This window comes from Xanthomonas sp. CFBP 7698 (genome assembly GCF_003600855.1).
GTDB classification, from domain to species: Bacteria; Pseudomonadota; Gammaproteobacteria; order Xanthomonadales; family Xanthomonadaceae; genus Xanthomonas; species Xanthomonas cannabis.
On the sequence record NZ_PRDN01000001.1, the window covers coordinates 157,911 to 180,501 of the forward strand.

The following is a 22,591-nucleotide window of genomic DNA, read 5'->3' on the forward strand; positions in this document are numbered from 1 at the left end:
CTCGGCCATGATGTCGCTCAGCTGCAATTGCATGACCCTCCGCACGGCACCACGCAGCAGAAGGCCCCGGCATGCCGGGGCCTTGCAGTGCTGACGCGACACACCCGTCTGACCATGGCGTGCCAGGCACGCCATCGTTGCAATCAGAACTGCCAGCGCAGACCGACGTTGGCGTTGATGCTGTTGGAGTCCGAACGCCCGCGCTCGGCACCGACGTTGCCATACAGCGAGAACGCATCGTTGAGTTCGTAGCGCACGCCCACCGAGGCGCGCACGGCCTGCCGCGAGACCGGCGTGCCCGCTACGTTGAAGCGTGCTTCCGGCAGACCGGTGAACCAGGCGGTGAAGTCGGCATTCGGATTGCCCAACAGCGAGCGATACGCAACCAGGCCATCGAAGCCCCACTTGCCGTGCACCAGGTGACCACGCACGCCGACTTCGCCATACCCTGCGCGCAGGGTGTCGCTGCCGGCGCTCAGGCCCAACCCGGTCACCGAGGCCTCACTGAACGCGTCCTGGGTCTGGCTGACCACACCTGCCGCCACGAACGGCGACAACCCTGCGTGCGGCATCAGGCCGACTTCGGCGCGCAGCGACCAGTTGGTGTCGTGGCGGCTGTCCTGCAGACGCTCGCCGATGCTGCCGGCCTGCACGTTGCGCTCGGTCTCGACATTGCTCATGCCGTACGACCCGATGCCCGACACATACGCCTGGCCGAGCGGCTGATACAGATACGCCGTCATCGCATAGCGATCCGAGCGCAGACGGCTGGCCGATGCATCGATATGGGCGCGATCCTGGCCCGAGGTCAGCGCCGCGCCCACCACCGTGCCTGCGCCGCCCACCGGCAGATCCACACCGACGGTGGTGGCCTGCTGGGTGTAGTCGGCCGAGGCAAAGCCACTGCGGCGCATGTCGCCATCCAGATAGCTGCCCTGCATCCAGGTGGTCAGCGTGGTGGTGTCGGCCAGGTACGGCAGACGATCGGCGGCAACCCGCGCATCGTTGAGTGCGGACTGGAAGCCCAGCGTGCGCTCCACGCCATGCACCTGACCGACCAGCGTCGGCAGCGATGCAGCCACCTGCGCATCGGAAGCCGCCAGCAGCGCGCCGGTGGCGCTGATCAGGCCGCCCAGGTTTGCAGTGTCGCCGGCGGCCACGCGCGTATCCAGCACCTTCACCAGCGTATCGGCTTGGCTTGCCCCGCTGACCACTGCCTGCGGTGCACCGGCCGCCTGCGCGCTCGCGGCCGACGCATTTCGCGTCAAGGTTGCGATGACGGTGGTCGGGTCGTACGCAAGCGAGGCGGTCCAGAAGAAATTGTTGGCGTACTGCACGCGGTCGAAGGTGCCTTGCAGGACGCCGGCCTTGACGATCCGTTCGGTGCTGCCGACGGTGTAGCCGGCCGCTTCCGGCAACAGCAGCAGATTGCCCTTCAAGCTGGCCAGGCCGGTGACTGTGAGGCCCTTGCCCAATTCGATGGCGGTGGTGCCGGTCGCGTTGACCAGGCTGTAGCCGCCGTTGATGACACCGCCGCGTGACTCGAAGGTGGCGGAGTTGGCGACCAGAAGATCCGAGCGCAGGCTGCCGGAGAGCGACAGCACGCCATCGACAATGGTGGTGCCGCCGGTGTAGGTATTGGTCCCGCTCAGGGTGAGCTTGCCGGTGCCGTTCTTGGTCAGGCTGCCGGCACCAGAGATATCGTTGCCGAAGGTGCTGTCGTAGCCGGCACCGACGTTGGCCGACCAGTTGCTGGCGAACTGGCCCGGCCCCTTGATGGCCTTGGCCGCATTGACCAGGCCCCAGCCGTACAGCGCGTCCACACCCGGGTCGCCCAGGTCGGTGGCGGTGGTCAGCAAGGTCTGCTGCAGGTTGGACGCGCTCATCCACGGGTACACGCCCAGCACCTGCGCGGCGACGCCGCTGACGGCTGCGGTGGAGAACGAGGTGCCGGCGACCTGGCCCTGCAGCTCGGTGCCGGCCAGCGCTGGCGCGGTGAAGCTGCCCGGCGCGACCAGGCACCACTGCGCCGCTGCACCGCAGTGGTTGGAATAGCTGGTCAGGCCCGCGGCATTCCCGGAGCTATCGACATTGATCGCGCCCACGGCCAGCCAGTTGTTGCGCACACTGGCTTCCTGCACCGGCGTGGCCGCCGGGTACGAAGCTTCCGCCGCGCCTTCATTGCCGGTGGAGGCAACGATCAGCGCATCTGCCTGCACCAGCGGGGTCAGTGCGAACCGCCACGCCGCGGCCGCATTGGCGCTGCCGGCGGCATCGGCGTACGACGCGCCCAGCGACAGGTTGGCGATGCGCACGCCGGAGGCGGCCAGATCCACCGCCGCGCGACGCGCCTGCTGGGTACCGCAGGAATTTTCCGCACAGATACGTGCATAGAACAGGTCTGCATCCGGCGCAACACCGCCGGCAAAACCGTCCTGCGCCGAGCCCAGTACCAGCGCCGACACGATCGTGCCGTGGCCGCGCAGCGCATTGGACGACGACTCGGGCGTGCCCGGGCTGGCGGTGTAATCGTTGACGCTATCGACCTTGCCGTTGATCGGCGTGTAGCTCGGCACCAGATTGTCGTCCAGCACCGCCAGCTTCACCCCCTGACCCCGAGCGCCGGCCTGCTGCGCCAGATCGGCATTGATCGGCACCAGCAGGTTGCTGCCCACGCCCTGATAGCGGGCAGGCGCAGGGGTCGGAACCGGCGCGGTCTTGGGCAGCGGGTCGGCGGTGGTGGTGGGGGGCGTCGGCGCAGTCGGCGTCGGCGCTGGCGTTGGCGCCGGCGCGATCACGGTGCTCTGCGGCGGGTCGTTACGGACGTTGCCACCGCCACCGCCGCCGCCACAGGCGGTCAGGACGAGGCAGGAGGCGATGGTTGTTGCAAGCAGCGAGCGATTCATGGGTTGGTCGATTCCGTAGGAGGCGCGCCGCTACTGCTGGATCTGAATCTGGCGCAAAGGGTCCCTGCGCCAGCGATCGCCAGCGAAGGCATATATTTCACGGGTTATTCACTTCGAGGGTTTGCTGGTCCGTCCCCTCGGAGCAGCGCTTGCGACAAACCCGGCTGATGCACGATTGCAGTCGCCGCAGCTTGCGGATTGTTTAACGGCGCTATCTGCTGCCTCTAAAATCTGAATGGACAGTTGCTATTCAGAGATAGATCCGCTCGATAGCCATTTACGATTTAATCCATAGCTAAATCGGATTAAAAGGTGCGCGCATGGCCCGACCGGAACCAAATGTGACACCGAGCTGGACAATAAGTAGTCACGTTTCTCGAAGGGCGGCAATCCTAGATGAGACCCAAATCGCAGGTAATAGGGGAAACCGCTGGCAGATGTAGGTGTATTGCCCACCCGGCGTAGCGGATTCAAGCGCACGTTAGGGCATCTAACGGGCTCTTCTGCAAGGTGCTGCGTTTGAATATCGGGGGCGCCGCATCCGTACGTTAACCATGGCCTGGACGCCGCGCGATCTATTTATCGGGACGCGGCCACGAGGGTCGGCTGCAATCTTGTCGCGGAGATTGTGCAAAATTCGACGCCATTGGCGCAAAATTACGCAATCGGTTGCATGAAAATGAACGGCTTGAATAATTCTGTTTATTTAACGCTAGTATTTAAATTATTTCCGGCAAGCCGGCACGTCGGAAATATTCGCCAGATGAGGAGGGGTTTCGAAGTATGTTTTAGCGGTCAGCGAATAAATAACTATAAATATTGGCCGTTGCCACTTCCACCCCGGGCCGACGGCCGAGGCTGCCTGAGCTTCGGCGGGCGCTGCCGGCCTGCTGCTCCGTGCGCTATCCACCGCTGCCATTACATGCAGGGGAGGGCGAGCCACCGGCCGGGTAGCCGTCGACGGACTTGATGGTGCAGACGCGCGGAAGGCGCCCTGACCCCGGCGCGTAGCGGCGCCCGTCGCCAGGCGAGACGCGGCACGACCACCACGACGTCGTCATCGCTTCGCATGGCGCTGCCCTGGAGGCTGCCCAATAAGGGATGCCGACAGCGAAGGGCCTGGCGTCGCGGCGTCACCGGTAGCGTCTGCATAAACCATTCAAAGTGGGACGCTGGCGTGGTGCGGAATCGCCGCTATCCTCGGGTCGATGGGCACCAAGCAAAGCGACACCTTGATGGCGATGGACGGGACCGATCAGGGACTGCCGTATCGTGTCGTCGCCCGCCAGCTGGAGCCTCAACGCGTGGTGCTAGACACCTTGCAGGTGTGCGGGCACACGGTACCTCTGGCCAGCGCGCCCACTTTCGGCTCGCTGCAGAGCGCGCTGGAGATCGGCACCCGACTGGCAGAGCAGTACATCGACCAGTTGATCAGGAAGCAGGCGCTTGCGCGGATGGCACCGCAGCGACGGCCGCCGCACCGCCGCGCTTCCGAATAAGCGGCGTCACCGGCTCGCGGCGCGCCGCCGAATGCATGCGGCATGATCCTGGCAATGACGGGCTTACCGGGTCTTGGCCAACGCCGCCTTGGCGCGCGTTCCGGCGGCGGCGCCGACGCGCTGATCCAGGACCTGGGCCAGTGCGTTCAGCTGCGCCGTGCTCACGCCGATGTTCATGCTGATCTTCAGATGGGAGAGCAATTGCGCTTCCACGCCCTCCAGTGCCGCCAGCATGCTCACCGTGGCCAATTCGCGGCTCACCCAGTCCAGGTTGTCGCGCGCAAAGATGTCGCCGAACAGATGCGTCTTCATATACGTATCGATGGTCGGCGCAAACTCGAACAGGGGTCCTGCCACCGGTGCGCCGGCCAATTGCGTCTGATTGGCAGTACCCAACGCAAGCAACGCCGGCCCGGTCGGCACCGGGCCCGGCAAGGTGCCGGGCGCATCGTCGAGGCCACGCTGGCGGCGCGCCTGGGTGACCTGCATCAATGCGGCGAGCGCATTGAGGCTGCGTGGAAAGCCGGCGTAGGCGTAGACCTGCACCAGCAGTTCCTTACAGTCGTTGACGCTCAGGCCGGCATCCAGGCCCGCGTTCAAGGCGCCGTCCAGGCGATCGATATCGCCGGTGGCGGCGAATGCAGCAATGGGGACGATGGCCTGCTGCCGGGCCGTGAGGCTGTCCGAGATGGGCATGGTGGTTGACTCCGGAAACTGCTGTCGCGGGGGAGGGGCAGGACACAGACCGCGGCCGCGATGGAGGGCGAATCGCCACACGCGCGACCACTGCGTCGTGCCAGGCTGCCGTGGTTCTCCGCTAGATTTAGGGACAGACGCAGGCGATTCCAAGCGCCTGCTTTTGACCGTGCATGGGGTAGACGTGCGGCGGCACGTCGATGCCGCATCAGGCATGCGTCGTCGCAGCGGCACGCTGTTTGACGCTGGCCTGTCGCATCCGGATAAGCGCGTCGTCGGTGTGGAATGCATGCAATGAGGCGATGACGTGTGGTTGTGGCGGCCTGTGAGCAGTCGTGCATCGGCACATGGCCATCGCAGCGCCAGGCACGCATCAGATCGACAGACACCGATAGGTGCGAATCACATTCGCTGCCGAGGTGCCCGATGGATGCTGCGTGCGGAGAATCGTTGCACACGCTGCACTGCATGCCATTTTCGTGGCAAGCACAGCGTCGGTCGCGGTGTCACCGTAAGCGACGCTTCCGCAGCCGACAATCCGTCGTGTGCGCTGCAGCGCCGAGCCCGACTGCGTGCGGGCCCCACGCATGGGGCTGCTGCTTGCGTGCATCGTGTCAGTGCAGATTCGCCAATATCATCCTGGTCGTCACATGCGAGCTGGCAGCATCGTGGGCACGTTTCGCCATCGTTCCCAATGAGTCCGCCATGAATGCAACCGCTGTCCCGACCCGTGATCGGGCCATCCATCCGTTCCATGCAGCCGTTCTCGGCGGTGTGTGGCCCATGTTCCTGGGCACACTGCTCAGCGACTACGCCTACTGGAGCAGCTATCAGATCCAATGGAGCAACTTCGCTTCGTGGCTGTTGGTTGGCGCAATGGTGCTCACCACGCTTGCCTTGGTGGCGGCCATCGTTGGGCTGGTGCGTGGCAGCCGCAACGTGATCTATCTCATTGCACTGGTGGCAACGTGGATCGTGGGGTTCTTCGACGCCCTGCATCATGCGCGCGACGCCTGGGCCATCATGCCGGCCGCATTGGTGCTGTCGGGCATTGCCACCTTGTTCGCCCTGGTCGCTACCTGGGCCGGGCTGTCGGGTCTGCGCATGGGAGGTGCACGATGAGCCGCGCGACACGTGTTCTGGCGGTCACCGCCCTGGCTGCCGCCCTGGCTGCCTGCGGCAAGGCACCTGAGCTTGACCAACACGGCGCCACGCCGCAATTGCCTGCCCCCGACCGTGGCGTGCTGCCTGACATGACGATCGCCGAGCCCACCGCATGGGGCGAGCGCAAACCCACAGTTCCGGCGGGCTATCGCATCGCCGCCATCGCCACCGATCTGGGCATCCCGCGGCAGACGCTGGTGCTGCCGAACGGCGACATCCTGGTGGCCGAAGGCCGTGGCGGCGCTGCACCCAACCTCAAGCCCAAGGACATCATTGCCGGCCCGATCAAGGCCAAGGGCACCTCCAAGGCCAAGAGCGGTAACCGCCTCACGTTGTTGCGCGATGCCGACGGCGATGGCACCTATGAACTGAAGACCGTATTCGCCGACAAACTCAACGCCCCCTACGGGCTCGCGTTGATCGGCGACGCGTTGTACGTGGCCAACCAGGATGCGCTGGTGCGATTCGAGTATCGCGAGGGCCAGACCAAGGCCAGCGGCGCGCCGAGCAAGGTGACCGACCTGCCATCGGCCATCAACCACCACTGGACCAAGGCGCTGACCGCCAGTGCCGACGGACGCTACCTGTACGTGGCCATCGGCTCCAACAGCAACATCACCGAGCGCGGCATGGTCGCCGAAGTCGACCGCGCACAGGTGTGGCAGGTGGACGCGGCAACCGGCGCACACAAGCCGTATGCCACCGGTCTGCGCAACCCGACCGCACTGGCGATCCAGCCCGGCACCGGTGCGTTGTGGGCCGTGGTCAACGAACGCGATGAAATTGGCCCGAACCTGGTGCCGGACTATCTGACATCGGTACGCGAAGGCGGCTTCTATGGGTGGCCTTACAGCTACTGGGGCAAGAACGTAGACACCCGCGTCATGCCGCAGGACCCTGAAAAAGTCGCCTCTGCCATCGAGCCGGACTACGCCCTGGGCTCGCACGTCGCGGCGCTGGGCGTTGCGTTCTCGTCGAGCGCCCTGGGCGCGAAATTCGCAGACGGCGTGTTCGTCGGCGAACACGGCAGCTGGAACCGCGACCCGCCGGTGGGCTACAAGGTGGTGTTCGTACCGTTCCGTGACGGCCGCCCGGCTGGCGAGCCCATCGACTTCGTCGCCGGTTTCCATGGCGACGACGGCAAGACCCGCGGCCGCCCGGTCGGTGTCACGGTGGACCCGCGCGGCGCACTGATCGTGGCTGACGATCTGGCCAACATCATCTGGCGTATCACGCCGGAGACCGCGGCCGCTGCACCTGCCACACAGTAAGTCACCGCCTGCAAGCCTGCCCGGCTCCGCAAGTGGCCGGGCAGGACGCAAGCGCTCCACTGGACGCGCGCCTGGGTAGTACGCAGTGTGTTTCGCTGCCGAATTAGACATTGCCTTTTCGCAGATGGTGCCGCAACGACAAGCCCACGGTTTCGGCTGCGTGCGGCGCGATACGTAACTCGCAGTTGCATCGGCCCATTCAAGGCGGCTGGCCGAGCACAACCGCGCTGATGGGGATAGGCATCCGCATCGCATTGACATACAGTGCCGGCCCCGCGCCGGCACTGTCGCGTGGGCGTCGGGCACAGGACATGGCCGGGCATTGCCATTCGGCTGAAATGTGCAACAAGGCGGCAACGACGGGACGACGTGCTGCCGATCGCCAAGGGTATTGTTGTAGATGGTGTTGAGATGTTTGATGGCGATCGGCGCCGGGCTGCTGTTGATGTCACCGGCTGCTGCAGCAGAGATAGTTGGTCGGGCCACCGTCACGGATGGAGACACGATCACCGTGGCGCAACAACGCATCCGCCTGTGGGGGATCGACGCGCCGGAGAGTGCGCAGCAGTGCAGCGATCAGCTTGGGCGCCCGTGGCCGTGCGGTCGTCGCTCCGCCGCCGCACTGGACAGCCATCTGACGGACAAGACCGTACGCTGTCAGCCGAAGGAGACCGATCGCTACGGTCGCACCGTTGCCGAATGCACGGTGCAGGGCCAATCGGTCAACCGCTGGATGGTACGTTCGGGCTGGGCCGTGGCCTATCGCCAGTACGCCACTGCGTTCGTCGCCGACGAGCGCCTCGCCCAGCAGCAACAGCGCAATCTCTGGCAAGGCAGCTTCCAGATGCCTGCCGACTATCGGCGCAACAAACGCAACCAGGTCGCGTCCCGCGTGCGGCCATCGCCGCCCGCACCGGGCCATTGCGCCATCAAGGGCAACATCTCCGGCAAGGGCAACAAGATCTTCCACGTGCCGGGCCAGCGCGACTATGCACGCACCAGCATCTCGGCGGCAAAGGGCGAGCGGTATTTCTGCTCGCCGCAGGAAGCGATCAATGCAGGCTGGCGCCGCGCAGCGCGCTGAGTGGCGGGGCAGTGTGGTCGCGCGCAGCCTGTTGCAGGGTTCGCGTCCTGCAACCCAATGCCTATCGCTGATGGCGATTGCTGGCACTGCGTCGCAGCTGCGGCATGCTGTCTGCACGGGCTCGGAAGCAGCATCCAAGCCCCCTGCGGTTGCTGCGCACTGCCGTCATGCAACGGGTAACGCGTGCATGCCAGCGCCAGCGCGCCGCCTTGGTCTACAGCCGCGCTCGCCTCGCGGTAAACGCAGTCGCGCATGGCGTTACCTGCACCATGGATCACCTCATCCGGTTTGTTAGCATCGCGCCATCCCCGTAGAGATGCCCATCCCCATGACGCAATTGCATGTGCCTGAGCCCTCGCTTTTTCTGCCTGGCCAGGGCGAGCCCTCGCTGCGCTGGGGCGTGCTGGGGCCCGGCGTCATCGCCTCGGCGTTCGTGGGCGCCATGCGTCGTAACACTGCGCAACGTCCGGTTGCGGTGGCCTCGCGCAGTGCCGAGCGTGCGCATGCGTTTGCGAACGCCTGGGCAATGGACCGTGCGTACGATCGCTACGACGCCTTGGTCGAAGACCCGCATATCGATATCGTCTACGTCGCCACGCCGCATAGCGAACACCTCGAACACGGTCTGCTGGCGTTACGTGCCGGCAAGCATGTGCTGATCGAAAAGCCCATGACCACCTGCGCCGCCGATGTGCGCGTGCTGGTGGACGAAGCGCACGCGCGCGGCCTGTTCCTGATGGAGGCCATGTGGAGCAGATATCTCCCACACACCTCGGTGATCCGCAGGCTGCTGGCCGACGGGGCGCTTGGTGACGTACGGCATGTGTTTGCCGACCTGAGTCAGCACGGCCCCAGCGACCCCGCACACCGGCAACGCCGGCCCGAACTCGGTGGCGGCGCCTTGCTCGACCTGGGTGTCTACGCCGTGCAGTTCTCTTCCATGATCCTCGCGGCGCCCACCGCAATCACTGCGGTGGGAGCGCTCACCGAGACCGGTGTCGATGCCTTCTCGACCGTGGTGCTGTCGCATGGCGCGCATGCACAATCCACCCTGATCAGTTCCATCGTCGGACGCAGCAGTTCGCGTGCCTATGTCGCCGGCACCGAAGGCCGTATCGACCTGGCCGGCGATTTCCATAATCCGACCACGCTGCACATTGCCGGCAACCAGGATGCCGGCGCCGCCGTGGAATGGACCGACCCGACCGGCATCAAGGGTTATCAGGGACTGTCGTGGCAAGCCACAGCGGCTGCCCGTTACATCGGCCAGGGTTACACCCAATCGCCGCTGCATCCCCTGGATGAAGTGGTGCAGATCATGCACACACTGGACGTGGCACGCGCACAGGTGCAGGCCGCAAGTGCGGCTGGCGCAGCAGCCCTTTGAACCGCGGCGCCATGCAGCTTGCAGCGATGGCGGCGGGCGCCGAGGTTCACTCCGCGCCCGCCGCCTTCCTTACGGCAGATCGCACTTGATCTTGGCATCCACGTAATACGGCTTGGGGACGTCGGGGTTGGTGCTGGTCTTTTCGAACACCACTTCGAACGATGCCGGATCGGCCTTGCCCTGACGCGACGTACAGGCGTCCTGCAGCTTCTTCTTGACCGCCGCAATGCCCGCATCGCGGTTGGCGCCATCGGCGCTGTTGGTCAGGTTGGCGACCTCCGCCCAGGCCTGGGCGCTCAGGCCGAGCAGGCATCCAGCAAGCAACACACTGTGCAGTTGTTTCATACGATCTCCTTTGCGATGTCCGTGATGCACTGTCCTTGGAGACGCAACGGGTGCCCCGCTGCGCGCCGTCAGCATAGGCCGCGTGCGTTAACTGTCCGTCGGCGCGCCTCCGGGGACGACTCCCCGACTGACGCGTGTGCTGCGGTCAGCGCATGAGCGACACCGTCGCCCATGCCAGCACGATGTAACGCGTGGTCTTGGCGACAGCCACCAGCGGCAGGAAGACGCGCAGCGGCTCACGCATGACGCCTGCAGCCAGTGTCAGCGGGTCGCCGATCACCGGCATCCAGCTCAGTAGCAACGACCACCTGCCGTACCGGCCATACCACGCCTGCGCACGCGCCAGGGTGGCCGGTTTGACCGGAAACCAGCGTCGCTCCTGAAAGCGCACCACCTCGCGCCCGATCCACCAGTTGATGAGCGAGCCCAGAACGTTGCCCAGGCTCGCTGCCGCAACCAGCCCCACCACCGAGCCGCCATCCAGCAACAAGGCCGCCAACGCCGCTTCCGATTGCGCAGGCAGCAGGGTAGCGGCGATCAACGACAGGGCAAACAGCGAAAGGTACGTCAACGATGACCTGTAGCGGGTGGAGGCGGCTTGAGTGTATCGACGTCCACCGCCAGCGGCCTGGCAATGACTGCTTCCGCAATCGCCCTGGCAGCTGCGGGTGCTGCCTGGAGGCGGCGTCGCGGGACTTCGGCGGCGATGCAGCGCATGCCGGGCGAACCAGGCGACCGGCAGGGGCAGGGCGCTGCGAGAATCGCCGGTTGCGCAGCGGCCAGATGCACACGGGTGACACGCCGCGTGTAGGGCCCGTTCGCGAGCAACGCGGCCCTCCCGACCAGATGGTCCATGTCTGGCAGTGCGTGTGTCAGCCGGTGCACACCGCACTGCCAGGTTCTGCCTCGCTTGCATGCAGCAACGAGCCTGACCAGCCGTCACAGCAAGGCAAGCTGCCCCACCGCATTGCGCACGCTCTTCTTGGTCATGCGCACCACCGAGCGATGGATGGTCATGCCTTCGATCAAGGCATCGATCGCGCTTGCAGCGGCCTTGGAAAAATGCAGCTCCAGCGCTGACCGGCTACGCGCCATCCACTGCTCCATGATCGCGGTCATTTCCGGATGACGGCGCGCAAACGCATACAGCTCATAGCTGAGCAGCAGCACCCGCGGGGACGCCGTGCCATCGGCAAAGATGATGTTCACCACCGCATCGCAGGCTTGGTCGCGGTTCCTGGCAGCGCGGATTTCGGCGGCAAAGTTGCTGGAGACGTCCTGCGAAAAGCGCGTAAAGGCGGCAATCAACAGTTCGTGCATCGAGCCGAAGTAGTAGGTGGTCGCACCCAGGGGCACCTGCGCCTGCTCGGCGACCTTGCGGAAGGTGGTGCCGGCCACGCCATGCTCCACGATCACCTGCAGCGCGGCCAGCTCGATGTGTTCTTTCCGGTTTGGATCCTGGCGCCAGGTTCTGCCGCTCATCTGCATCCACGCACGTATCGACCGCCGTGATGGTAATCGAGAGTTGACTCACCAATTGGTACGGATGTACAAATTGGCGCAATCGGCTTCCGCGCCTGACGCGGAGGCTCCCCGGATGGCATGACGTAGCGTTACCTTGAGAGGAACAGGCATGAGCGATTGCGAACAACACCCCATCGATATCGGGCGCAGGCTGACCCTGGGTGGCCTGGCTGCCGGCAGCGTGGTCATGGCGACCGGTGCAGGCGCAGCAGCGCGCAGCCGCTGGCAGCAGGGCAGCTGGCTCAATGCGCCCAGGCAGCATCGCGTGCTGGGCGACGACGTGCTCGAGGTCGTGACCGACAAGGGCACGGACTTCTGGCGTGAGACGCACTACGGCTTCACGCGCGACAGCGGGCATTTTCTCGGCTTCGCGGCGCCGGCTGCATTTACCTGCCAGCTACGCATTCGCGGCAGGTTCGATCAACTCTACGACCAGGCCGGCATCATGATCCGCGCCAACGAACGCCAGTGGGTCAAGGCTGGCATCGAGCTCAGCGACGGCCGCGCCATGCTCAGCAGCGTGCTCACTGATGGCAGGTCGGACTGGGCCACCGGTCCTTACGAGGGAGACCCGTCCGACTTCTGGATGCGCGCCACCGTCGAAAAGGGCGTGCTGCGTCTGCAGGCGTCCAGGGACGGCATCTATTGGCCGCTGGTACGGCTTTGCCCGTTCCCGGTCGCCGCAAGTTATCTGGCCGGCCCGATGACCTGCACGCCGGAACGCGAAGGCTTGAAGGTGCAGTTCTCGGACTGGCAACTCGGCCCGGTGCTGGGCAAGGATCTGCACGATCTGTCGTGAGACATGCGCTACCAGCGCGATAGGCACGCTCCACAACGGGCAGAGTAGGGCGGCGACGCCTGCAGCCACCGTCGAGGCGCATCATCGGTGCGATGTGGGTAGCGCCCTTGCGAGGTACATGCCAGCGGCGGGATGAGTCGTACGCGCCACCGTGGATGCGCTCGCCGCAGACCTCGCGGCCTAGCCCAGCCAGGCCGAGCAATCGGTCTTGCTGCCGCACAGGGTCCTGGCCTTCTCGTGCACTCGTGCCATCACCGCAGCGCCTTGCGCGCGATGTTGCTTGCTCCAGGCTTGCAGGGATGCGCCGACAGGGTCGAAATGCCTGCGGTTGTTGCGCAGATAGCCGTCAGGCTGCTTGGCCAGATCGCCGAGTACCTGGGTGGCAACTGATTCGATGCCCGGTGCATCGTCCGGGCTGAGCCGGATCATGGCATCCAGGTAAGGCATGCCTCGCTGTATCAGAGTGCCTTCGCTACCTGGGGCTTCGTACGCCTTCTTGAACCACGACAACGCGGTCTTGCGGTCGCCGCGTTCCTCGGCCAGATGGCCCAGGTAAGGCATGTAGAACGAAGGGGTCTTGCTGCGCCCCAGCTCGGCCAGCAGCACCTGTTCGGCGCCGCTGTTGTCGCCCACGTCGACCAGCAGGTCGACGGCGGCCTCGATGGTGGACTGACGCTCCTCGGCCGTCTTTGCCGTTGCCAGCGCCCACTGAACGCGCTGATGCACGGTGTCGACCACGTCGGCGGGCAGGGGAGGCTGCGGTCCGGTCGCCTCCGATGCTGCGGGTTGTCCCTGGGCCAACCGCGCGAGGTCGACCGCTGCAGATGCCGTGCGCAAGCGGTCCACGATCGGCAGCGTGGGGTCGGCGTAGGCCTGCGCCAACGCCGCATTCCATGCCTTGGACAAGACGGTGCGCTCGCCTGCATCGTCGGTGGCGGCGGCCACCAGCGTGGCGGCATACGCGTTCAGTACGTGCAGGTTGGCGCGTACATCCGCCGGGTCTGCGATCACGGCCTGCAGCAATGCGTGCGTTGCCGCAGAGGCCACCGGCTTCTGTTTGCCGACCAGAACCGCCAACAACCCGAAGCGCCGTTGCAGATGCGGCTCCGGCGCTGTCTTTGCCAGCGTCGCGAGCACGCCGGGGGCGTCCTTGGCATCGACCAACTGGTTGTCCAGCAGCCAGCCATAGTTGCTCAGCAACGCCCATTGATCCGGCTTCAGCGATGCCGGAGTCTTCAATGCTGCGTCCAGCAGCTGCTTGGTGCCGGTCGGCAACTGGGTCGCTGCGCGCAGGCTCTGGATGAGCTGGGCCGTGGTGGTGTCGCCGATCACCCGGGTGATTTCGCTGCCGTCCGCACGCAGCATGATCATGGTCGGATAGCCCTTGACCCCAAAGCGCTCACCAGCGGCCTGCGCCTCCTCCAGGTCTCCATCCAGGTGCACCGCTACGAACTGCTGCGCCTGCGCAATGAACGCCGGATCCTTGAACGTGGTGGCCTTGAGGCGATTGCAAGGCGGGCACCACACCGCACCCCAGTACATCAAGAGCGGCTTGCCGGTCTTCCTGGCTTCTTCAAAGGCTTTGTCGACATTGCCTTCCTGCCACTGGATGCTGGCCAGCGCCTGCGCTCGCGCAGTTGTAGGCGGGGAGGGCGCCGCTGACGACGCGGGTTTTTCGCATGCAGTCAGCGTCGCAAGGACAGCCGAGAGCGTCATCAGTGCCAGGGACCGCGAACGAAGAGACAGTGCCATGCAACGCCTTTGCCTGAAGGAGACGGTCGCACGCATCATCAGGCAGCCCGGAACGCTGCGCCGCGTGCACCGGCACTGTCACTTCCTTCGGTTTCTTGAAGGCCCGGCAATGCGAACTGCTGTCACGCCACGCGCAACCCTGGCCGAAAGCGCGTTTGTCGTGGCGGATTGATTCAGGGAATCACTGAAGCGGAGTCCTTGCTGGCCTAGCCGGCCGGTGCGCCTGCAGCGGGTAACCGCCGAAATAAAAGTGTCATTGATTCAGGGAGGGTGTCATGTCGTTTCGAAAGAGAGCTGAAAGTTCTCTTCGGCATACGTCTTTCCGGGATTGAAAGAAATGGCCGATCCTGATGATTTTCCGGCCCCAACACGGCTGGTTCCTCCGAGCTTCGGGTGTGAGCTGGCAACTCTTCCAACGCCAGAACGGGGACTTCAGCGCACCACCAAAGCCGGCTCAGACCCAGGCTTGCATGCCATGTCACTTCGCCGACGACCCGCGCCGCGAGGCACCGAAAAGCTCGATGTATCAGCCGCCGTGCAAAACATCAACGCCGGCTCTTGCCCACGAAGGCGAGTGACTTGACCCACTCGGCATCGCGCTTCTGCGTCATGACGCGCTGCTGTCGATAATGGCGTTCTGCGCGGTCCTGTAGCCATGTGACGTAGCGGCGGACGACATGTGCATTCTCCAGCCGGGCAGGCACCAGGCGGCCAAGCAGAAGTTGATGTGCGGCAGGGGCAAAACGTTGGAATAAATCGTCTTCCACGCTGACGATCGCCTCGGTGCTTCCGGGATCACCCTGGCGTGCACAACGGCCGAACAGCTGTCTGTCCACCCGTGCAGATTCGTGGAATTCGGTCAGGATGACATGCAGCCCCCCTGCTGCTTCAGCCTCCTTGGTCAGCTTGATGTCAGTGCCACGGCCTGCCATGTTGGTTGCCACCGTGATCTGCCCAGCTGCACCAGCCGCAGCGACCGCATCTGCTTCGCCTGCGTCCTGTCTGGCATTCAGCACAGCATGGGCAATGCCCTGAGCTTCGAAGACAGCAGACAGCTTTTCAGACGCTTCCACCGAGCGCGTTCCGATCAGAACAGCGCGTCCTGACGAGGCCATTTCGAAAGCCCGAGATGCAACCGCCTGCCAGCGTTCTTCCGAGCGGCGGCAGAGCGTGTCGGCAAGTCGGGCACGCCGGGTGGGTTTGTGCGTCGGAATGCGCGTAATCGAAAGGTCGTAGCTCCCTTTGACCTCACTGGCGACCTCCTGCGCGGTGCCGGTCATACCACACAACATGAGATAACGGCCGAAAAAGCGCTGGTAGGTGATCTGCGCAAGTGTGCGCCGTTGGCCGGTAATCTCGCAGTTCTCCTTGCATTCGATCATCTGATGCAATCCACGTTCCCATGTGCGATCGGCCATTACCCGGCCGGTGGATTCATCCACGATCTGCACCTTTCCCTCGGCCAGGATGTAATGCTGATCACGCTGGAAGCCATGGATCGCCGAGAGCGCCTTCTGCACGAACTCTTCCCTCCACATCGGCGAACGCCACAACCCGTCCCATTCAGCGGCGAGTTCCTTTGCACGTTTTTTCCCAACCGGGGTGAGCCAGAGGTCACGATGTTGCGAGCGGCGGAAGTCGACGTTTTCTTCCAGCGAACGCGCCAGTTCGATGGCGCGCGTGTATACCGTTGGATCGAGGTCGTCGGGAAGGGTCTCGGAGATGATCAGCGGCGTGCTGGCCTCGTCGATCAGGACACTGTCGGCCTCGTCGATAATGGCGATGTGCAGTCCGCGTAGAATCGGCGCTTCGGCCACACGGCCACCTGCGAACTCGCGCAGGCATTGCTGCGTGCGCGAAGCATCCCCGAGCGCGATCATGTCCTTGAGGTAATCGAAAGTCAGTTCTTTATTCGACACATACGTAATGTTGCAGGCGTATGCGGTGCGTCGATCAGGGATCGACATGTCCTGCAATACCACACCGACCGACAGGCCCAGAAAATCGAATAACGGCATGTTGTGCTCGGCATCGCGCTCGGCGAGGTAGTCGTTGACGGTCACCACATGCGTCGCGGCACCGGTGACCGCGGCAGAGCATGCCGCCAGGGTCGCCGCCAGCGTCTTGCCTTCGCCCGTAGACATTTCTGCGAGACGCCCTTGGAGCAGAGTACGTCCTGCCATCAACTGCACATCGTGGTGACGCATGCCAAGGGTGCGTCGCGAGGCCTCGCGGATCAACGCAAAGGACATCGCCAGCCGCTCATCGGAAAAGCCTTCGTGCCGCATGCGGTGCGCCTCGATGGCCAGCCGCGTTCTCAAGGCGTCGTCGTCAAGCGCCTTGGTGGCGCCTTCATGTGCGTTGGTCGCTTCAACGAAGCGGCGCGTGGCGCGCTGGCTGAAGCGGGGCACACGTGCCAGCCAGGTACGCAAGCGTTCTTCCCAGACCGAGCGCTTCGCGTCGATGCGTTCCAGATACGGGCCATCGCCAAGCTCGATATGGCGCGCGGTGAGCAAGGCGCGTACGTCAGACATCGAAATGACTCAGGAACACTTGCCGCAAGCGCCGCAATCCCTGCATGGCCAGCGGCTCGCTACCGTGGTCGAAACGGACCTGTGCGCGTTCGCCGAAGCGTGGTCTGGCGTCTGGGGGCAGGGCCAGATCGACGATGAAGACACGCTGGATCGTCTTGACGCCGTTGCTGTCGTTGGGATTGGTCGCAATGATGCCCCCCGCATTGAGGCCGAGCGCTGCGGTCGGCAGCTCGTCCACAGCGCCTGGAAAGGCACGAATCAACTTGGTGGTCCATGCATCGCCGAGCGAGCCGGCCAGATGCAGGCTTGCGCCGGAGAGACGTTCGCGCACCAGGTCAATGTCGTCCTGCTGGACGACGGCCCGCACCATCAGCTCGCGCTCCTGCAGCACATAACCAAGTAGCTCACCTTGCTTGTAATAATGGCCTGGCATGTCCTGCGCGGTGGCGACGACCAGCGCGCCGTCGTCTCCGGCGTAGCCTGTCAGCCTGGCCAGCCGTAGTTCGGCACGTTCCAGGCTTTCCTGCGCTTCGGCCAGTTGGCGGCCGGAAATGGCGGCCTTGGTCGGGTCTGAATAATGTTCGGCGTCATAGCGCGCCTGCGCCTGCTCCACCTTGGCTTGCGCAACAGCCGCGTCGGCACGGAACTGCGGATTCTCCAGGCGATACAGAGGCTGCCCACGCCGGACGCTTGTACCTGGAGTGACCAGCCAACGGACGAAGAAGCCATTGCCGCCCGCGTGCAACATCGCCCGATTAGGAAGCCACACCACGCCCAGCGAACGGCTGTGCATCGGTACGGGAATGAAGGCAAGCAGCAGCACCAGGCCGCCGACAAAACATGCAGTGCGGCGCAGTGCCTGTTGCCGCACGCGCTGTAGCGAGCCGGATGAAGACAGGTGCTTCCAGCCCTTGCGCAAGGGTGCCCCGAACAGACCCCAGGCACTCCACAGCGCCATGAGTACGCCTACAAAAAAATACTTGTTGGCGACGGCGAAGATCACCGAGACAGTGACGAACGTGCGATAGCAGAACGCCAGAGGCGTATAGGGGACCAGCCACCGTTGTTCGGAAACCGTCTCGTCAGGACGCATGGCATCGGTCGATCCGAAGCCATAGCGATCAATCAGATAGGTCCACCACGCCTGCCCACGCTGGGCCAGGTTGGGAATCTCGATCAGGTCGGAGAGAATGTAGTACCCGTCGTAGCGCAGCAGCGGGTTGCCGTTGACCACCAAGGTTGAAACGCCACAGATCACCATCACGTTGAAAGCTACCCCGCGCAAGATGCCTGGTTCGGCCGCCAGCCATATGTGCAGCGCCAGCGCGGCAAGGAACAGTTCCACCAGCATGCCGGCGGCGGCAACCGTTGCCCGCCGATATTTCGAGGGGAAGGCCGACGAGGACGACGCTTCGACGTAGGGAACGGGTGCGAAGATCAGGAACATCAGCCCCAACTCTCGTACGGCTCCGCCCCAGCGCTTGGTTGCGAAGCCATGTCCAAGCTCGTGGAGCAGTTTCACCACCGGATACACGGCGGCCATGACCAGCAGGTTGCTGCCGGAGAGCACGCGATCCGACAGGTTCTCGGTGAGGTCGTGCCAGTGTTGGCCGGCAAGGAACAGCGCAGGCACCACAACGAGGGCCCACAGCAATGCACCCCACGTACCGAAGCACCAGCGCACATAGGGCTCGAAGCGCGTGAGAAAACGATCGGGGTTGACCAGTGGAATCTTCAGGCTCATCGGATTCATGAGCCACTGCTTGATCTTTTCGGTGCGCTTGTTGCGGTGGCGGTCGAGCAGCGCAGCCGAATCGGGCATCGCGTCGGCCTGTAGCAGGTCTGCGGCATGCAGGCGGGTCAGCAGGTCCACCACCTCCGGCTGGGTGCAGGCATCGCGCACCTCGGAGGCATTGGCGCGCTCCCATAGCGCCTGTACCGTCGTGCGTCCGTCCATCCCTGCGAGCAGCGCGTACGCCGCGTCGGTCAGCCGGTACACCTTGCCTCCGGTCTGGTCCTGCACCACATACCAGGGGCGGCCACGGAAGATCATGCGCTGCACCGTCGCATACGGCATCAGCCGCGGTGTCAGTTCCGCAACGCTGTGCCAGCTCGGGCTGAAAGGACTGCGCGCCACCGTTACAGGCCCCAGCTCCACCACTGCATGCGCAACCAGTCGAAAGTGCTGTGCAGCAGCACCCAGCCCAGTTGCCGACGACCCACGCCGACCTTGGCCACGCCTTCCATCCCTGGCAACACGCGCTGGTTGGTACCGGTCAAGGCGGCCTCGACGCGATAGACATTCTTGCCGTCCTTGACTGTGGCGACCGGCATCACCCTCATCACGCGGATCGGCATCGCCCCGCCGTCCAGACCATTGAGCTTCAGCTGGCCTGCCTGGCCGACGCGCACGGGCGCCATGTCGTGCTCATCGACTTCCAGGATGATGCGGTAACTGTGTAGCGGTGCAATCTCGAATAGCTTCTTGCCCGCTTCGACGGGCGTACCCACTTGCTGGGAGAGATCACCAGAGACCACCACCCCATCGTAGGGCGCGCGAACCGTCGCGCGGCCGATCTTGTCGTCGAGCAGATCCAGCTGCGCCTGTGCCTCTGCCAGTTGTGCGCCGGTGACGCGGATCGCGGTCAGGTCGTGCTGGGCCATCGCTTCGCGCAGCTTGTTATCGTATTGATCGCGTTCGCTGGCCCAGCGAATGCGCTCCATGCGCAGCTCGTGGTCGTCCAGGCGCGCCAGTGGCTGGCCGTTACGCACGATGTCGCCCGCGCGGACCAGACCCTCGGAGAGAAATCCCTCGAACGGTGCGGCGGCAACACGCTGGATCTCGCCTTCGGTGACCGTCTTGGCAGAGACGCGATAATCAACCGGCACGGCGACCAGCACCAGGATCAGCAGCGCCACCAGCGTCGTCACGGCCTTCCAGACAAGGTGCCTGGGTCCCACGATGGCCCCCCACAATCGACGGCCTTCATCGTTCACGCGTTGCAGCGAACTACGTTCGGCCAGCAGGCGCTGCTCGACCACCGGCGCGATGAGTGCGGCGAAGGTATCGATCCAACGGCGCTCTTCCTCGCTGAAAGCCGTCTCCCGTTCCAGCGTCAGTATCGCAATGATCCGCTGCTGATGCACGATCGGAACCGACAACAGGTGAGCCGCGCCGGTCCGGCGCAGCAGGGCGGCATGTGCGCGATAACCCCCGGCATCGCCGCTGGCCTCGATCGTCTGGGCTAGGTCGAGCACCTCGGCCATGGCATCGCGATAGGCCTGCACCAGCGGAGATGAGGTCTCGAACGTGGCCGCTTCGGATAGCGCGGCGAGGGTGACATGCGCTTCCCGGATGATGCCGGCAGCAACACGGGTGGCAGTGAATCGGCGGCGCAGCTCGTTGACCAGGTCGAAAAGCGCTTGCTGGAAACGTGCGTGACGCAGGGTCACGGCCAGGGTGTGGACGATACCCGTAGTTCGCTCGCCAGCCGCAATGGCCGTGTCATGATCGCGCTTGCCGAGCAGGTTCGAAAGCCAGGCACTGCCCCAGTGCACCTCACGCAATAGCGCGGGAACGATGCTGGCCTCGCCGGACAGCTCAAACGCAACGGCACCTGCGATGCGTTCGTTGGCCGAGATCGGGACGGCGACATGCAGGATGCCCGGGCTTTCCGGATCGGGGGCGATCACCACGCGTCGCTCGGCCAGCGCTTGGCCAACGCTGGTTCCCATCCGCGACATGCCGGCGTCCGCCGAGGGCCACACGGCGATCGGGACATAATTTTTCCCGTCCGCCGACTCGACCAACACCGCAGCATTGCGAATCGGAGGAAAGCGTTCGCAGATGAGCGTCAGCCACGCGTTGCAGAACGCATCCGAGGTCCGGGCAGTGACAAATCGATCCCAGGCCGGAAGCATCGGCACCTCCGCAGTCTCGCCGGTAGCGCGAACTGCCCCCTGGTCCATGGTGTCGTCGGGCAGGGCCTTCATCGGGTCGCCTCCGCCACTGTCACCGCCATTTCGTCGTGGTCATCGCGTGCGTTGACGAACAGGGCATCGAGTTCGTCGACATCGGTGCCGGACAGGTCGCCGAGCGTGGCTTTGAGCTTGATGAAGGCCGTCAGTTGTTGATAGCTGCCCTTGCGCCGGTCACGGCGTGCGGCGGCAAGCTGCTGGCGTGCGGCAAGAATATCTGCCTCGGTGCGCACACCGCGCGCAGTGCCGCGCGTGGCCAGTGCCAGGGCTTGCCGAGCCGCGTCGACCGCGGTCCCGGCGGCAAGCATGCGGGCGCGCCCGGCGCGCCACCCGAGAAAGGCGGTTTTCACGTTAAGTACCGCCTGGCGGCGAGCCGATTCGAAATCGTCGCGCGCCTTGTCGCGCAAGGCGAGTGCCTCAGCTACCTTTGCAGATTGCGTGCCACCGGAATACAGCGGCACATTCAGCTGCAATCCCAGCGTAACGGTGGCAATGCGGTAGCCCGGCTGCCCGGGGAAGTTGCCTACATTCTGGTCGTTGTTGCCATAGCTGGCGACGAAATCAAGTGTGGGCAAATGCCCGGCGCGCTGCTTGGCGATCTCCGCCTCTGCCACGGCAATCGCGGCCGATGAGGCGCGCAGGGCAGGGCAATGTGCATCGATCTGTGCAAGCCATGCATCGATATCGCCACCAAGTAGGTCCGGAATGCGCGCATCTTCTCGAAGCCAGGGCTGCACGAGATCATCTGCATGGCCGATCCACGGCTCGATGGCCGCCTGCTTGGTCTGGGCATCCATTTCCGCAGACAGCGCGTCGGCGTCGGCCTGTTCGTATTTCGCCCGCGCGTCGTCGGCCTCCGGCTGCGACTTGGCGCCAAGTTCGGCCGATCGCCGCGCGATGTTCCATTGCGCCTTCAAGGCGTCGCGTTGCGCCCCGTTGAAATCGATAGCGTCGCGCGCCTCCATTAGCTCGAACCAGCCGGTGGCGAGCTTGGCGTAGAGTTGCTGCTCGGTGTCAGCCAACTGCCAGTTGGCCTGGTCCGCGGCGCTGCCAGCCTGGGACAGCGCCACGCGGTTCGCGCGGCGCCAGATCGGTTGGTTGAGACTCAGCTGGCCGGTGCGCGCATGGTAGTCGTCATGCAACGTTGCGGTCGTCGTGTCCAAGGTTTCATAGCGACGGTTGTTGCCATTGGTGCTGCCGGTGGCAGAGATCTGCGGCAGCATGGCGCCGTAGGCCTGCCGCACCCGCGCTTGCGCTGCCGCGAGATTGGCCTGTGCGGCGTCATATCCGGGCTCGCTGTCACGGGCCAACGCAAACAGTTCGCCTAGCGAAACCACCTGCGGGGGCGTTTCGGCGCGCAGGGAAGGAGCCAGCAGCAGGGCCAGCAGCAGGGGCAAGCCACGCTGGATCCCGCCGCGTTGCGTGCACGCCACCGGCCTGCGGCGCAGAAGAGCCACAGGTGACATGCCTTGCATCACCGAACGTTCGACCAGCACCCCAAATCCTTTCGCCAGGCGCAGGAGGGGCCGGCCCGTCTTGGGCCTCACGACACAGCGACGCGACCGGCATGCCGGTCGCGGAATGGTCGTTCTGCAAATTTCCCCCTGTACGGCCGGCATTTTCGCACCCCACGAGTGACGTGCCAAGTGCGC

Annotated in this window: 16 protein-coding genes; 6 read left to right on the plus strand and 10 right to left on the minus strand. The window is 64.7% G+C overall.

Annotated elements, in window-relative coordinates; all coding sequences use genetic code 11:
* Nucleotides 1-143: 143 nt before the first annotated feature.
* Nucleotides 144-2,906, minus strand: coding sequence for a S8 family serine peptidase (locus XnspCFBP7698_RS00660; RefSeq protein ID WP_104580646.1), 2,763 nt, complete (start codon nt 2,904-2,906; stop codon nt 144-146).
* A 1,208-nt stretch (nt 2,907-4,114) separates the two neighbouring features.
* On the opposite strand from XnspCFBP7698_RS00660, the gene XnspCFBP7698_RS00665 reads away from it, so the two are divergent.
* Nucleotides 4,115-4,405 (plus strand): hypothetical protein, encoded by a 291-nt coding sequence (locus tag XnspCFBP7698_RS00665; protein WP_052210042.1) that lies wholly within the window; start codon nt 4,115-4,117, stop codon nt 4,403-4,405.
* Nucleotides 4,406-4,468: 63 nt separating this feature from the next.
* On the opposite strand, the gene XnspCFBP7698_RS00670 is transcribed toward XnspCFBP7698_RS00665, so the two are convergent.
* Nucleotides 4,469-5,101, minus strand: a complete 633-nt coding sequence (locus XnspCFBP7698_RS00670) for a carboxymuconolactone decarboxylase family protein (protein WP_047695130.1) — start codon at nt 5,099-5,101, stop codon at nt 4,469-4,471.
* A 705-nt stretch (nt 5,102-5,806) separates the two neighbouring features.
* Between XnspCFBP7698_RS00670 and XnspCFBP7698_RS00675 the strand changes: the two genes are divergently transcribed.
* From XnspCFBP7698_RS00675 to XnspCFBP7698_RS00690, 4 genes are all read left to right on the plus strand, one after another.
* Complete coding sequence (locus XnspCFBP7698_RS00675; protein ID WP_104580647.1) at nt 5,807-6,223, plus strand: hypothetical protein; 417 nt, start codon at nt 5,807-5,809, stop codon at nt 6,221-6,223.
* Nucleotides 6,220-7,536, plus strand: coding sequence for a sorbosone dehydrogenase family protein (locus tag XnspCFBP7698_RS00680; protein ID WP_104580648.1), 1,317 nt, complete (start codon nt 6,220-6,222; stop codon nt 7,534-7,536). Before XnspCFBP7698_RS00675 ends, XnspCFBP7698_RS00680 begins: the two co-directional genes overlap by 4 nt.
* A 400-nt stretch (nt 7,537-7,936) precedes the next feature.
* Nucleotides 7,937-8,620 (plus strand): thermonuclease family protein, encoded by a 684-nt coding sequence (locus XnspCFBP7698_RS00685; protein ID WP_104580649.1) that lies wholly within the window; start codon nt 7,937-7,939, stop codon nt 8,618-8,620.
* A 328-nt stretch (nt 8,621-8,948) separates the two neighbouring features.
* Nucleotides 8,949-10,007: a Gfo/Idh/MocA family oxidoreductase gene (locus XnspCFBP7698_RS00690; protein ID WP_104580650.1), complete on the plus strand. Its 1,059-nt coding sequence runs from the start codon at nt 8,949-8,951 to the stop codon at nt 10,005-10,007.
* A 69-nt stretch (nt 10,008-10,076) separates the two neighbouring features.
* Here the strand turns inward: XnspCFBP7698_RS00690 and XnspCFBP7698_RS00695 are convergent, their stop codons facing one another.
* From XnspCFBP7698_RS00695 to XnspCFBP7698_RS00705, 3 genes are all read right to left on the minus strand, one after another.
* Complete coding sequence (locus XnspCFBP7698_RS00695) at nt 10,077-10,352, minus strand: hypothetical protein (RefSeq protein WP_039414552.1); 276 nt, start codon at nt 10,350-10,352, stop codon at nt 10,077-10,079.
* 145 nt (nt 10,353-10,497) lie between these two features.
* A complete protein-coding gene (locus XnspCFBP7698_RS00700; RefSeq protein ID WP_047695124.1) occupies nt 10,498-10,923 on the minus strand; it encodes a YqaA family protein in 426 nt (141 codons plus the stop codon).
* A 368-nt stretch (nt 10,924-11,291) separates the two neighbouring features.
* The gene (locus XnspCFBP7698_RS00705) at nt 11,292-11,834 is read right to left on the minus strand and encodes a TetR family transcriptional regulator (RefSeq protein WP_104580651.1); all 543 of its coding nucleotides are present in this window, start codon (nt 11,832-11,834) and stop codon (nt 11,292-11,294) included.
* 229 nt (nt 11,835-12,063) lie between these two features.
* Between XnspCFBP7698_RS00705 and XnspCFBP7698_RS00710 the strand changes: the two genes are divergently transcribed.
* Nucleotides 12,064-12,675: a DUF1349 domain-containing protein gene (locus XnspCFBP7698_RS00710; RefSeq protein ID WP_233548936.1), complete on the plus strand. Its 612-nt coding sequence runs from the start codon at nt 12,064-12,066 to the stop codon at nt 12,673-12,675.
* A gap of 180 nt (nt 12,676-12,855) precedes the next feature.
* Here XnspCFBP7698_RS00710 and XnspCFBP7698_RS00715 read toward each other — a convergent pair whose 3' ends face one another.
* The 5 genes from XnspCFBP7698_RS00715 to XnspCFBP7698_RS00735 form a co-directional block, all read right to left on the minus strand.
* On the minus strand, nt 12,856-14,427 hold the full coding sequence (locus XnspCFBP7698_RS00715) for a thioredoxin family protein (RefSeq protein ID WP_104580653.1): 1,572 nt from the start codon (nt 14,425-14,427) through the stop codon (nt 12,856-12,858).
* 545 nt (nt 14,428-14,972) lie between these two features.
* On the minus strand, nt 14,973-16,961 hold the full coding sequence (locus XnspCFBP7698_RS00720) for a preprotein translocase subunit SecA (RefSeq protein WP_104580654.1): 1,989 nt from the start codon (nt 16,959-16,961) through the stop codon (nt 14,973-14,975).
* A complete protein-coding gene (locus XnspCFBP7698_RS00725) occupies nt 16,954-18,960 on the minus strand; it encodes a hypothetical protein (protein ID WP_199679992.1) in 2,007 nt (668 codons plus the stop codon). Before XnspCFBP7698_RS00725 ends, XnspCFBP7698_RS00720 begins: the two co-directional genes overlap by 8 nt.
* Before the next feature lie 140 nt (nt 18,961-19,100).
* Nucleotides 19,101-20,954 (minus strand): HlyD family efflux transporter periplasmic adaptor subunit, encoded by a 1,854-nt coding sequence (locus XnspCFBP7698_RS00730; protein ID WP_104580656.1) that lies wholly within the window; start codon nt 20,952-20,954, stop codon nt 19,101-19,103.
* A complete protein-coding gene (locus tag XnspCFBP7698_RS00735; RefSeq protein WP_158255447.1) occupies nt 20,951-22,435 on the minus strand; it encodes a TolC family protein in 1,485 nt (494 codons plus the stop codon). The genes XnspCFBP7698_RS00730 and XnspCFBP7698_RS00735 overlap by 4 nt, the downstream gene beginning before the upstream one ends.
* Nucleotides 22,436-22,591 lie beyond the last annotated feature (156 nt).